We start from the raw sequence: 12,505 nt of genomic DNA, 5'->3' as shown, positions 1-12,505 counted from the left end.
GGTAGACCGTTGATTTCATTGACTTTCCTGTTCGCTTTGTAAACGGGTATGGTGGCCTCCCACTTTTGAGGTTCACGATGCAGGGTTGGCACACAACGTTTTTGGGGATGCGTGGGCTCCCCCGCGATATCAGCGACTTCGAGATGAAGGCATTTTTCACCTTCGATGGTGCCGAGCGCGACGCAATCAATGCACGCCGAGGTGATTCCCACAAGCTTGGTCTGGCGCTCCATATTGGTTTCCTGCGCATGAGTGGGCGTTTGCTCGGTGCCTTTCGGGTAATTCCAGTAGCCTTGTGGCGCCACCTTGGCAACGAGCTTGGCATTGCAGCACCAGAAGTCGCCTCGCTGAGAGCCATGTATGAACGCGGGCGCACGCTATTCGATCACCAACAAGTAGCCTGCACGGTCCTTGGATTCCAGTGGATGAGCGAGCACCAGCGCCGCTCACTGGTACGTGAACTGCGCGACGAAGTGGCGCGCTGCGCCGACCGCGATCAGCTACTCGTGCGGGCGCGTCAATGGCTGTACAAGAACAAGCTGGTGATCGTGCACGAGCGGGCAATTCGGACACTGATTGCGGCGGCACTTGCCCAGCTTGAAGTTGAAACAGGCACCGCCATCGCCGCCAGCGTTGATCCAGCAACACTTGATCGCTGGCGAGCCTCAGTTTCAGAGCTGCGCCCAGATGGACAAACCCAGCAGAGTTGGCTATGGGCTGCACCGGCGAAACACTCAACCCGCCAAATCAGCGAGGTACTGGAGCGCATCGACCTGCTTTACACGCTGGACGTTCATAAGCACCTGGCAGACATCCCCGATCTCATCTTGCGCCGCTACGCGCGCCGACTTGTCTCCAGGCCGCCCTCAGCCGGAGCCAAGATCAAAGAGCCAGCGCGCACCGTGGAGGTCGCATGCTTTCTTCGGTATTGCCTGTTCACCACCACAGACCAGTTGATCCTTATGGTGCAGCGCCGGATCGCCGATCTGTGGCGTCAGGCTGCCGCCGATGTCCCCGCTACCGTCAATTGGGCCGCAATGTACAAAACGCTGCTCGGCGAACTTGTTGCCTTGAGCGCGCAAGGTGCGGTGCCAGATGCTGAGTTGCGTGCCCGTCTTGAAGCCTTGATCACCGAAACCCAGAAACGCAAACCACCGAGCAGGGCCTCCCTGGTCCGCGAGGGATTGATTGATGGAATTCGCCCCGTGCGGTCGTTGCTCGTCGCCATTGCAAAGCTGCCCTGGCAGGCCACCGGCGAGCATCCTGCCATCGAGTACCTTGCCAAGCTGCAAGCTTTATATCTCAAAGGATCCAGAAAGCTGCCAGTTGAAGTGGTGGCACCAAGTCTGGGAATGATCTGGCAGGTTTCGATCTCCAGCCCAGACCGGGAACGGGCGTTTCAGGCGTTGGAGGTGGCCACCCTGTTTGCCCTGCGCCGCGCGGTGCGCAATGGCTCGGTCTGGATTGAGCACAGCCTGAGCTTTCGGGGTCGTGCGCGCTTGTTCTTCACGGACGAGCGTTGGCAGGCAGAGTCCAAGAAACACTATGCCCGTCTATCGTTACCCAGCAAGGCTGCCACTTTCTTGAAGCCTTTGCTGGCCAGAGTAACTGCCGGTGTCGATGCGGTGGCCGCTGCAGCCCGCAGTGGCGTACTGCGCGTGGATGATGAACTCCATTTGTCGCCATTGCCCGCAGAGGACGAAGACCCAGAAGTGACCAAGCTGCGCGCGGCTTTGGATCACCGCATCGGTGAGGTTCAATTGCCGGAAGTGATTCTGGCCGTTGACGCCCAGGTGCGCTTTAGCTGGATCATGCTCGGACGTGAGCCGCGCTCTACCGACGAGCTGCTGATGGTCTATGCCGGCATCATGGCCCACGGCACCAGTCTGACTGCGGTCGAATGCGCGCGCATGATTCCGCAATTGTCTGCCACCAGCATTCGCCAGGCCATGCGCTGGGCGCGGGACGAACGGCGTCTGAGCCAGGCCTGCCAGGCTGTGCTGGAATTCATGCAGCGACACCCGATTGCCGCCACCTGGGGGCGGTCCGATTTGGCATCTTCTGACATGATGAGCATGGAGACCACCAAACGGGTGTGGCAAGCCCGGCTTGATCCTCGGCGCAACACACCTTCCATTGGAATCTACTCCCATGTAAAAGACCGGTGGGGCATCTTCCATGCGCAGCCCTTTGTGCTCAATGAGCGCCAGGCGGGCGTGGCCATTGAAGGTGTCATCCGCCAAGAAAAGCTGGAGACCAGCCAGCTTGCTGTGGATACCCATGGCTACACCGACTTTGCCATGTCACATGCCCGTTTGCTTGGTTTTGATCTTTGCCCGCGGTTGAAGGAACTCAAACAGCGCCACCTCTTTGTGCCACGCGGCACCAAAGTGCCCGCAGAAATCGCTGCGGTGTGCGAAGCCAATGTCGACGTCGCTTTGATCGAAAAGCATTGGGATAGTCTGGTGCACCTGGCAGCCTCGGTCATGAGCGGACATGCCAGTGCGGTGGCAGCTCTTGCGCGGTTCGGTTCTGCCGCCCAGGGCGATCCAATCTATGAGGCTGGCGTGCAATTGGGGCGGTTGCTGCGTACGGCGTTTTTGGCTGACTACTTTGTCAAGGACGCTTTCAGGAACGAGTTGCGCCGGGTGCTCAATCGGGGCGAGGCTGTTAACGCCCTCAAGCGCGCCATTTATACCGGCCGGATCAGCCCGGCGCAGGCCAAACGTGTCGATGAAATGCAGGCTGTGGCCGATGCGTTGAGCCTGATGGCCAACATCGTGATGGCGTGGAATACCTCACAGATGCAGGCGGTCCTGGATCGCTGGTCGAACCGCCGCCAGGTCATTCCACCGGAACTGATCGGGAAGATTGCGCCCACCAGGCTGGAGAGCATCAACTTGCGGGGTGTGTTTCGCTTCCCGGTTGACCGCTATGCTGACCAAATCCTGCCTTCGCGGCCAAATGCATCGATAACTGGCACCAATGGATGAAACCGACCACGGTTTGACGCCACGAATCGCAGATTTGAAAGTGAACAGGAAAGTCAATGAAATCAACGATCTACCAACACCACCTCCGCGCCAGTGCTAGCTTTTCGTACCGTCACTTATTGCACTGAAAACGAGGAGACCCCAACTGGCACCAATGGATGAAACCGACCACGGTTTGACGCCACGAATCGCAGATTTGAAAGTGAACAGGAAAGTCAATGAAATCAACGATCTACCAACACCACCTCCGCGCCAGTGCTAGCTTTTCGTACCGTCACTTATTGCACTGAAAACGAGGAGACCCCAGAGCTGGCCAGCGTGCGGCTGCGGTCATGAGCCTGATTCAGAGTGCCAAGCTCAATGGGCATGACCCGTATGCCTATCTGAAAGATGTGCTGCAGCGCCTGCCCACGCACAAGAACAATCAGATCACAGAACTACTGCCTCATCGCTGGCAGCCACTTCCCTCGTAACTGCAGTTCAGTACCGCCACGTCGACCGCGTCAAGGTGTATTCGCCGGGTGCTTACCTTCTTTCTGAATTTGAAGACAGAGCGCGTTTGGCAAAAAGATTACGCCAACCATGCCGAGGCCACACAAGACGTGGCGGACTACATTGTGAATTTTTACAACGCACAGCGCTTGCATTCAACACTGGGTAACTTGTCACCCATTGCTTTCGAGCATCAATCGGCAATTAAAAAACCTATTGAAGTGTCTGAAAAGACTTGACCGCCACAACGTGTCGTTGAAGCGCTCAATGTGGCCGAGCCACCTTGCAAGGCTTTAGCGCGAATCTGGCGCACGAAGGCGTTCGGCTTCAGCGCCAAGACCAAAAGTATCGCGAGGGAAGTTGCTCCCAAGCGCTCGCCCCGATTTGAGCGAGTGACCCTTCAGAAATGCCCCTGCTCGCGAGCGTAGATCGCCAGCAGCACAAAGGCTGCCATCCAGACAGTTTCAACCACCAACAGGGTAAACGGTTTCCAGCCGGATTTGGCCAGTTCCTGGAATGAGGTCTTGATGCCCAGCGCGGAAATAGCCACCACCAGACACAGGCGTGAGAGATCGTTCATCCCCTTGCCCACCTCGGTCGGTACGAAACCAAGCGAGTTGATCCCCACCAAGAAAACGAACACCCAGAGGAACCACGGCACCAGAGGCTGCTTTTTGATGGCAGTCAGACCGCCGGCTGCTGACCTGTCATGCTCAAGCTGCTCTCGCTCAGTCTTGAACATGGTCGAGACCACCACCACCACCACCGCCAACATGGCGACGCGGAACAGCTTGACGATGGTCGCGTAGTCACCGGTTGGATGGTCGATGGTGTAGCCCGCGCCGACCACCTGGGCCACGTCGTGGATGGTGCCACCCAGGAACAGACCCGCCAGTTCGGGCGGCAGTTTGAGTGCGACTGCAATCAGCGGGTAGAAAACCATGGCCACGGTGGACAGCACCGTCACCGTCACCACCACGGTCAGGGTGAAGCGTTCGCTTTCCTTGTTATGCGGCAACACCGACGAGATCGCTAAGGCCGCCGAGGCGCCGCATATTGCCACCGAACCACCAGAGAGCACGCCTCGGGCTGGGTTCAGTCCCAGACGTTTGCCCAGAAAATACCCCAGCAGCATAGTGGAGGCCACCGCAACGATCACGATCGCCGCAGTCGACCAGCCCAGACCAGCGATCTGCGTGGCGGTGATGCGCGCGCCGAGCAAGCCCACGCCTAGACGCAACACGTTGCGCGAGCAGAACTCAATGCCGGGCTTGGCTTTGGGGTCTGCGCTCAGGTAATGAAAAGCGACGCCGAAAAACAGTGCGTAGAGCAGCTGCGGACCACCGTGCAGGGTCGAAACCAGGGTGGCGGCCATGGCCACCACGCCGGCCAGCATTGTGCCGGGCAGCACATTCATGGCGAACTTCATCGGTTGAAACACGTTGTCAACGGCGCTCATGCTTTGGCTCCTCTACCGTCTATGCTCACCAGGTCAGCCCACGAGCCGTCGAGCACCGCGAAGGTGATTTGACTGTTGCCGTGCCTATGAGACCCATTCGGAACGGTGGTGCGCGGTTGATCGGCTCAGTAGCCAGCCACACAGCATCGATGCGGATCAACGCAGCCACTCGCGCAGCCAGGACGAGGCCGACTCAATTGGCCAGTTTACCACTGCAGTGGTGCCGCCCTCTTTAGTTCGATGCGGATGTCGCGCGCCGGGCTCTCGGCTTCGTGCTGCACGTCCAGCGCGATGAAGGCTGGGGTCGGCAACGCAGGGACTTCGGCCGCATTCGGCAAAGCCGCCTTGCGCGCGTCTGCGCGCCACCGATGCACAACATTCGCGTTCAGGTTGTACAGCCTGGCGATCGCCGCGGCAGAGGCATCGGGTTGCCGGCATGCCTCCAAGACCTCAGCCTTGAAACGCGCACTGTGCTTGCGACGGGTTGCCCGCTTAACCACACCATCCATCGTGTCCACACCATCCATCGTGTCCACATCATTCATCGTGAACACGATGCCTGCCGACTCTCACGCAATCAAGATGACTTCACCGCGCGCTTACACATCACCTACAAGATCGATCGTACGGAAGGCCACATGTTTATTCCGAGAGCACGCCGCTTGCCAGCCTGGGGGGCACCCACGGCACACCGTCAATCAAGCTGCAAATTTAGCGCGCTCACAAGAGCGGAATAGCGGGTCGTGTCCGCATTCATCGCGGCCGACATTTCCGCCGGCCCGCCAGCTCGTACTGTCAAGCCCGCGCCAATGAGCTTGGTACGTAGCTCCGGCAAGTTTGCCGCTACAGCGAACGCGGACGCGATTGCCTGAATTCGCTTGGCTGGCGTCCCGCGCTTGGCGGCGACGCCAATCCAACTCTCCCCGGTAGCGGAGGCGTATCCCGAAGAGGCCAGCGTAGGAACCTCAGGCAGCTGTATCGCAGATTGCGCGCTCGTAACTGCAAGCACCCGAATTTTGCCGGCGCGGTGCGGCTGAATCAGGTTCGGGAGTGCATCGAAAACCATGGGAATGTGCCCGGCCATCAAGTCCTGAGCCATCGGCGCGCCACCTTTGTAGGGGACGAAGTTCAGCTGAATGCCCGCTTCACGAGCGAAGGAGTAGGGGTCGTCTCAGAATTCGGAAAATAAAGCACGGTAAGCAGTTTGCAGCGCCCGTGCGCGTCGTTACCAGCACCTCAACTGCCCGCTCAATCCTTGGCCAGCACGTCGATGATCGGACAAGTCGTATGGCCGTCCCTCGCGTCGCACTGCTGTACCAGTTCCTCCAGCACCCGCTGCATGGCCACGAGGTCAGCCATCTTCTGCTCGATCAGACCCAGCTTGCGCACGGCCAATTCCTGAGTCTCGCCGCAGGCGCACGCCGCATCCAAGGTCGTATCCGTCCGGCAAAGTCATCTTGAGCCCGAGCGGGATACCAAGGATGCTCGTGTCCGCGTAACTTCATTGCGGACACATGAACACTTTGGGAATCGAGTTGCCAAGCAGGCGGACACGGCGGCGGCATGCGCCGGAGTTCAGGGAAAGAGTGGTGCAGGCATGCCGTCAGCCTGGCGTGTCGATTGCGGCCGTCGCGCTGGCCAACGGCCTGAACGCGAACATGGTTCGCAAGTGGGTGATTGAAGCCGAGGCGCGCACAGGCACGCCGCCGGTGTCAAAGACAGACATCCCCGCCGCTTGCAGTGACATGCCAGCGGCGCGCGTGCCACTGCACTTCTTGCCCTTGGCCGTGCCCGCACCGCTGGCGTCAGCGCCTGCCGATGAGATCCGTATCGAGCTGCAGCACGGCACCACCGCGATCAAGGTGTCTTGGCCGACAGCGGCTGCTGCCGAGTGTGCAGCCTGGCTGTATCCGTCCGGCAAAGTCATCTTGAGCCCGAGCGGGATACCAAGGATGCTCGTGTCCGCGTAACTTCATTGCGGACACATGAACACTTTGGGAATCGAGTTGCCAAGCAGGCGGACACGGCGGCGGCATGCGCCGGAGTTCAGGGAAAGAGTGGTGCAGGCATGCCGTCAGCCTGGCGTGTCGATTGCGGCCGTCGCGCTGGCCAACGGCCTGAACGCGAACATGGTTCGCAAGTGGGTGATTGAAGCCGAGGCGCGCACAGGCACGCCGCCGGTGTCAAAGACAGACATCCCCGCCGCTTGCAGTGACATGCCAGCGGCGCGCGTGCCACTGCACTTCTTGCCCTTGGCCGTGCCCGCACCGCTGGCGTCAGCGCCTGCCGATGAGATCCGTATCGAGCTGCAGCACGGCACCACCGCGATCAAGGTGTCTTGGCCGACAGCGGCTGCTGCCGAGTGTGCAGCCTGGCTGCGAGAGTTGCTTCGATGATCCGCGTGGACGCCTGGTGGCTGGCGGTACAACCGCTGGACATGCGCGTGGGCACCGAGGCCGCACTGGCTCGCGTGGTGCAGGTCTTTGGTCAGGCGCACCCACACCATGCCTACCTGTTCGTATCCGTCCGGCAAAGTCATCTTGAGCCCGAGCGGGATACCAAGGATGCTCGTGTCCGCGTAACTTCATTGCGGACACATGAACACTTTGGGAATCGAGTTGCCAAGCAGGCGGACACGGCGGCGGCATGCGCCGGAGTTCAGGGAAAGAGTGGTGCAGGCATGCCGTCAGCCTGGCGTGTCGATTGCGGCCGTCGCGCTGGCCAACGGCCTGAACGCGAACATGGTTCGCAAGTGGGTGATTGAAGCCGAGGCGCGCACAGGCACGCCGCCGGTGTCAAAGACAGACATCCCCGCCGCTTGCAGTGACATGCCAGCGGCGCGCGTGCCACTGCACTTCTTGCCCTTGGCCGTGCCCGCACCGCTGGCGTCAGCGCCTGCCGATGAGATCCGTATCGAGCTGCAGCACGGCACCACCGCGATCAAGGTGTCTTGGCCGACAGCGGCTGCTGCCGAGTGTGCAGCCTGGCTGCGAGAGTTGCTTCGATGATCCGCGTGGACGCCTGGTGGCTGGCGGTACAACCGCTGGACATGCGCGTGGGCACCGAGGCCGCACTGGCTCGCGTGGTGCAGGTCTTTGGTCAGGCGCACCCACACCATGCCTACCTGTTCGCCAACCGGCGAGCCAATCGCATGAAGGTGCTGGTGCACGACGGCATCGGGGTGTGGCTGGCAGCACGGCGCCTGAACATCGGCAAATTCGCCTGGGCCAACGATGTGGTCAGCACACTACCGCTATCTCGCACGCAGTTTGACGCGTTGGTGTTGGGCTTGCCGTGGCAACGGCTGGGCGATGCAGGGATCATCCGGGTGATTTGATCGGTCACTGGCAATTGCCGGATGTACCGATGCGTGCAACGCTGGAGCGCGGCACGATAGCCACCCATGATCAGCGCACAGCAACTGCACGCCCTGGATCCGCAGACGCGGCAGGTGATGCTGTCGCTGCTCGAGCAGATCCGCGCCAAGGATGCCCTGATCGCGCAGCGCGAGCAAGAAGCTGCGTTCAAGCAGGCCCTGATCGACAAGCTCACGCACGAGATGGCGGTTCTCAAGCGGCTGAAGTTCGCGGCGACCAGCGAGCGTTTTGCCAGCACCCTGGCACCCGAGCAGAAGAGCCTGCTGGAGGAGACGCTGGAGACTGATCTGGCCGAACTCGACCGGGAGCTCGATCACGAGCGTGGCCAGGGCAAGGACAAGGCCGAGAAGAAGGCACCCAAGCGTGCCCCGCTGCCGCCAAACCTGCCGCGCCGGGATGTAGCGCACGAGCCGGCCGACACCCGCTGCGGCTGTGGCCAACCCATGCAGCGCATCGGCCAGGACGTGGCCGAGAAGCTGGACTACCAACCGGGCGTGTTTACTGTGGAGCGCCATGTGCGCGGCAAGTGGGCATGCCGCTGCTGCCAGAAGTTGGTGCAGGCGCCAGTCCCGCCGCACGTCATCGACAAGGGGATCCCGACGGCTGGTTTGCTGGCACACCTGCTGGTGGCCAAGTTCATGGACCACCTTCCGCTGTACCGGCAGGAACATATCTTCGAGCGCGCCGGCCACTTGATCGCACGCTCGACCCTGGCGCAGTGGGTGGGCGAGTGCGGCGCACAACTGCAGCCACTGGTGCAGGCGCTGGCCGACGAACTGCGCCGCCATGTGGTGCTGCACGCCGACGAGACGCCGGTGGCGATGCTCAAGCCCAAGCACCTGAGCGACGGCAAGACACACAGGGCCTACATCTGGTCGTACTGCACGACCAGCGCCAACCCGACGAAGGCCGTGGTGTTCGAGTTCTGCGAGACGCGCAGCGGCGAGAACGTGCGCGAGTTTCTCAAGCTGGACACGCCCCGCGCGTGGCAGGGCACGTTGGTAACCGATGGCTTCAGCGGCTACACCGCCACCACGACCAAGGGCGTGACCTCGGCGCAGTGCATGGCGCACGCCAGGCGAAAGTTCAACGATCTGTGGGCCAACCACGGTAGCGAGGTGGGCCGCAAGGCACTGCTTTATCACCAGAGCCTGTTCAGGATCGAGCGCGAGATCGAGGAACTGCCCAGCGATGAGCGACGACGGATACGCCAGCGCAAGTCACGGCGGGTACTGGCTGTCTTCCATCGTTGGCTGCTGGCTCAACGGCAACTGGTGCCGCCTGGATCGGCGACGATGAAGGCCATCGACTACAGCCTCAAGCGCTGGAGAGAGCTCACCCGTTTCGTCGATGACGCTGACGTACCGATCTCCAACAACTGGGTGGAGAACCACATCAGGCCGATTGCCCTCGGACGAGCGAACTGGCTGTTCGCCGGTAGCCTGCGTGCAGGCAAACGGGCTGCGGCCATCATGAGTCTGCTGCACTCAGCACGCATCAATGGGCACGAGCCTTACGCGTACCTCAAGGACGTGCTTGAGCGCTTGCCAACCCATCCGGCCAGCCGTATCGAAGAACTGCTACCGCATCGTTGGTCGCCGGCCATCTGAGGGGCGACGACGGCATCGTGCAGGCGGTCAAGATGACTTTGCCGGACGGATACACCTGTTCGCCAACCGGCGAGCCAATCGCATGAAGGTGCTGGTGCACGACGGCATCGGGGTGTGGCTGGCAGCACGGCGCCTGAACATCGGCAAATTCGCCTGGGCCAACGATGTGGTCAGCACACTACCGCTATCTCGCACGCAGTTTGACGCGTTGGTGTTGGGCTTGCCGTGGCAACGGCTGGGCGATGCAGGGATCATCCGGGTGATTTGATCGGTCACTGGCAATTGCCGGATGTACCGATGCGTGCAACGCTGGAGCGCGGCACGATAGCCACCCATGATCAGCGCACAGCAACTGCACGCCCTGGATCCGCAGACGCGGCAGGTGATGCTGTCGCTGCTCGAGCAGATCCGCGCCAAGGATGCCCTGATCGCGCAGCGCGAGCAAGAAGCTGCGTTCAAGCAGGCCCTGATCGACAAGCTCACGCACGAGATGGCGGTTCTCAAGCGGCTGAAGTTCGCGGCGACCAGCGAGCGTTTTGCCAGCACCCTGGCACCCGAGCAGAAGAGCCTGCTGGAGGAGACGCTGGAGACTGATCTGGCCGAACTCGACCGGGAGCTCGATCACGAGCGTGGCCAGGGCAAGGACAAGGCCGAGAAGAAGGCACCCAAGCGTGCCCCGCTGCCGCCAAACCTGCCGCGCCGGGATGTAGCGCACGAGCCGGCCGACACCCGCTGCGGCTGTGGCCAACCCATGCAGCGCATCGGCCAGGACGTGGCCGAGAAGCTGGACTACCAACCGGGCGTGTTTACTGTGGAGCGCCATGTGCGCGGCAAGTGGGCATGCCGCTGCTGCCAGAAGTTGGTGCAGGCGCCAGTCCCGCCGCACGTCATCGACAAGGGGATCCCGACGGCTGGTTTGCTGGCACACCTGCTGGTGGCCAAGTTCATGGACCACCTTCCGCTGTACCGGCAGGAACATATCTTCGAGCGCGCCGGCCACTTGATCGCACGCTCGACCCTGGCGCAGTGGGTGGGCGAGTGCGGCGCACAACTGCAGCCACTGGTGCAGGCGCTGGCCGACGAACTGCGCCGCCATGTGGTGCTGCACGCCGACGAGACGCCGGTGGCGATGCTCAAGCCCAAGCACCTGAGCGACGGCAAGACACACAGGGCCTACATCTGGTCGTACTGCACGACCAGCGCCAACCCGACGAAGGCCGTGGTGTTCGAGTTCTGCGAGACGCGCAGCGGCGAGAACGTGCGCGAGTTTCTCAAGCTGGACACGCCCCGCGCGTGGCAGGGCACGTTGGTAACCGATGGCTTCAGCGGCTACACCGCCACCACGACCAAGGGCGTGACCTCGGCGCAGTGCATGGCGCACGCCAGGCGAAAGTTCAACGATCTGTGGGCCAACCACGGTAGCGAGGTGGGCCGCAAGGCACTGCTTTATCACCAGAGCCTGTTCAGGATCGAGCGCGAGATCGAGGAACTGCCCAGCGATGAGCGACGACGGATACGCCAGCGCAAGTCACGGCGGGTACTGGCTGTCTTCCATCGTTGGCTGCTGGCTCAACGGCAACTGGTGCCGCCTGGATCGGCGACGATGAAGGCCATCGACTACAGCCTCAAGCGCTGGAGAGAGCTCACCCGTTTCGTCGATGACGCTGACGTACCGATCTCCAACAACTGGGTGGAGAACCACATCAGGCCGATTGCCCTCGGACGAGCGAACTGGCTGTTCGCCGGTAGCCTGCGTGCAGGCAAACGGGCTGCGGCCATCATGAGTCTGCTGCACTCAGCACGCATCAATGGGCACGAGCCTTACGCGTACCTCAAGGACGTGCTTGAGCGCTTGCCAACCCATCCGGCCAGCCGTATCGAAGAACTGCTACCGCATCGTTGGTCGCCGGCCATCTGAGGGGCGACGACGGCATCGTGCAGGCGGTCAAGATGACTTTGCCGGACGGATACCCAAGGTCAGCAGTGCGGCCACCTCATCGAGTGTGAAGCCGAGCGCCTGTCCCCGCTTGATGAATCGCACACGCTTGGCCTGCTCGGGGTCTCCTCGTTTTCAGTGCAATAAGTGACGGTACGCAAAGCTAGCACTGGCGCGGGGGTGGTCTGGGTAGACCGTTGATTTCATTGACTTTCCTGTTCGCTTTGTAAACGGGTATGGTGGCCTCCCACTTTTGAGGTTCACGATGCAGGGTTGGCACACAACGTTTTTGGGGATGCGTGGGCTCCCCCGCGATATCAGCGACTTCGAGATGAAGGCATTTTTCACCTTCGATGGTGCCGAGCGCGACGCAATCAATGCACGCCGAGGTGATTCCCACAAGCTTGGTCTGGCGCTCCATATTGGTTTCCTGCGCATGAGTGGGCGTTTGCTCGGTGCCTTTCGGGTAATTCCAGTAGCCTTGTGGCGCCACCTTGGCAACGAGCTTGGCATTGCAGCACCAGAAGTCGCCTCGCTGAGAGCCATGTATGAACGCGGGCGCACGCTATTCGATCACCAACAAGTAGCCTGCACGGTCCTTGGATTCCAGTGGATGAGCGAGCACCAGCGCCGCTCAC

At 61.3% G+C, this 12,505-nt stretch carries 12 protein-coding genes and 4 pseudogenes; 11 read left to right on the top strand and 5 right to left on the bottom strand.

Going from position 1 to position 12,505, the window contains the following annotated elements; translation table 11 throughout:
• Positions 1 to 77 precede the first annotated feature (77 nt).
• The 3 genes and pseudogenes from LG388_RS19920 to LG388_RS19910 all read left to right on the top strand — a co-directional run.
• Positions 78 to 2,993 carry a Tn3-like element IS1071 family transposase gene (locus LG388_RS19920; RefSeq protein WP_003049965.1) on the top strand — a complete coding sequence of 972 codons (2,916 nt, stop codon included), beginning with the start codon at positions 78 to 80 and terminating at the stop codon, positions 2,991 to 2,993.
• 296 nt (positions 2,994 to 3,289) lie between these two features.
• Positions 3,290 to 3,466, top strand: a pseudogene (locus LG388_RS19915) (transposase domain-containing protein); the annotation flags it as partial.
• Between the two features lie 57 nt (positions 3,467 to 3,523).
• Positions 3,524 to 3,724 (top strand): annotated as a pseudogene (locus LG388_RS19910) (IS3 family transposase); the annotation flags it as partial.
• 161 nt (positions 3,725 to 3,885) lie between these two features.
• On the opposite strand, the gene LG388_RS19905 reads toward LG388_RS19910, so the two are convergent.
• From LG388_RS19905 to LG388_RS19890, 4 genes and pseudogenes are all read right to left on the bottom strand, one after another.
• Positions 3,886 to 4,944 carry a YeiH family protein gene (locus LG388_RS19905; RefSeq protein ID WP_225782476.1) on the bottom strand — a complete coding sequence of 353 codons (1,059 nt, stop codon included), beginning with the start codon at positions 4,942 to 4,944 and terminating at the stop codon, positions 3,886 to 3,888.
• Between the two features lie 206 nt (positions 4,945 to 5,150).
• Positions 5,151 to 5,489: a transposase gene (locus LG388_RS19900; protein WP_225782475.1), complete on the bottom strand. Its 339-nt coding sequence runs from the start codon at positions 5,487 to 5,489 to the stop codon at positions 5,151 to 5,153.
• Between the two features lie 149 nt (positions 5,490 to 5,638).
• A pseudogene (locus LG388_RS19895) lies at positions 5,639 to 6,088 on the bottom strand (Bug family tripartite tricarboxylate transporter substrate binding protein); the annotation flags it as partial.
• Between the two features lie 104 nt (positions 6,089 to 6,192).
• Positions 6,193 to 6,333, bottom strand: a complete 141-nt coding sequence (locus LG388_RS19890) for a hypothetical protein (RefSeq protein WP_225782474.1) — start codon at positions 6,331 to 6,333, stop codon at positions 6,193 to 6,195.
• Positions 6,334 to 6,458: 125 nt separating this feature from the next.
• Here LG388_RS19890 and LG388_RS19885 point away from each other — a divergent pair, with 125 nt between their 5' ends.
• From LG388_RS19885 to LG388_RS19855, 7 genes are all read left to right on the top strand, one after another.
• Positions 6,459 to 6,914 carry a transposase gene (locus LG388_RS19885; protein WP_225782473.1) on the top strand — a complete coding sequence of 152 codons (456 nt, stop codon included), beginning with the start codon at positions 6,459 to 6,461 and terminating at the stop codon, positions 6,912 to 6,914.
• A 15-nt stretch (positions 6,915 to 6,929) separates the two neighbouring features.
• Positions 6,930 to 7,340: a transposase gene (locus tag LG388_RS19880; RefSeq protein WP_225782472.1), complete on the top strand. Its 411-nt coding sequence runs from the start codon at positions 6,930 to 6,932 to the stop codon at positions 7,338 to 7,340.
• 201 nt (positions 7,341 to 7,541) lie between these two features.
• A complete protein-coding gene (locus LG388_RS19875; protein WP_225782472.1) occupies positions 7,542 to 7,952 on the top strand; it encodes a transposase in 411 nt (136 codons plus the stop codon).
• The gene (tnpB, locus tag LG388_RS19870) at positions 7,949 to 8,281 is read left to right on the top strand and encodes an IS66 family insertion sequence element accessory protein TnpB (RefSeq protein WP_225782471.1); all 333 of its coding nucleotides are present in this window, start codon (positions 7,949 to 7,951) and stop codon (positions 8,279 to 8,281) included. The genes LG388_RS19875 and tnpB (LG388_RS19870) overlap by 4 nt, the downstream gene beginning before the upstream one ends.
• A gap of 66 nt (positions 8,282 to 8,347) precedes the next feature.
• Positions 8,348 to 9,931, top strand: a complete 1,584-nt coding sequence (locus LG388_RS19865) for an IS66 family transposase (protein WP_370630124.1) — start codon at positions 8,348 to 8,350, stop codon at positions 9,929 to 9,931.
• Positions 9,822 to 10,199, top strand: coding sequence for an IS66 family insertion sequence element accessory protein TnpB (gene tnpB, locus LG388_RS19860; protein ID WP_225782470.1), 378 nt, complete (start codon positions 9,822 to 9,824; stop codon positions 10,197 to 10,199). The genes LG388_RS19865 and tnpB (LG388_RS19860) overlap by 110 nt, the downstream gene beginning before the upstream one ends.
• A gap of 66 nt (positions 10,200 to 10,265) precedes the next feature.
• Positions 10,266 to 11,849: an IS66 family transposase gene (locus tag LG388_RS19855; RefSeq protein ID WP_370630124.1), complete on the top strand. Its 1,584-nt coding sequence runs from the start codon at positions 10,266 to 10,268 to the stop codon at positions 11,847 to 11,849.
• A 27-nt stretch (positions 11,850 to 11,876) separates the two neighbouring features.
• On the opposite strand, the pseudogene LG388_RS19850 reads toward LG388_RS19855, so the two are convergent.
• Positions 11,877 to 11,978 (bottom strand): annotated as a pseudogene (locus LG388_RS19850) (MerR family DNA-binding protein); the annotation flags it as partial.
• A gap of 154 nt (positions 11,979 to 12,132) precedes the next feature.
• Between LG388_RS19850 and LG388_RS19845 the strand changes: the two are divergent.
• The coding region (locus LG388_RS19845; protein WP_225784445.1) for a DUF4158 domain-containing protein at positions 12,133 to 12,505 on the top strand (373 nt) is incomplete at its 3' end.

Source organism: Xenophilus sp. Marseille-Q4582, assembly GCF_916700565.1.
Lineage (GTDB): Bacteria > Pseudomonadota > Gammaproteobacteria > Burkholderiales > Burkholderiaceae_C > Xenophilus.
This window is presented reverse-complemented; position numbering and strand designations above follow the sequence as displayed.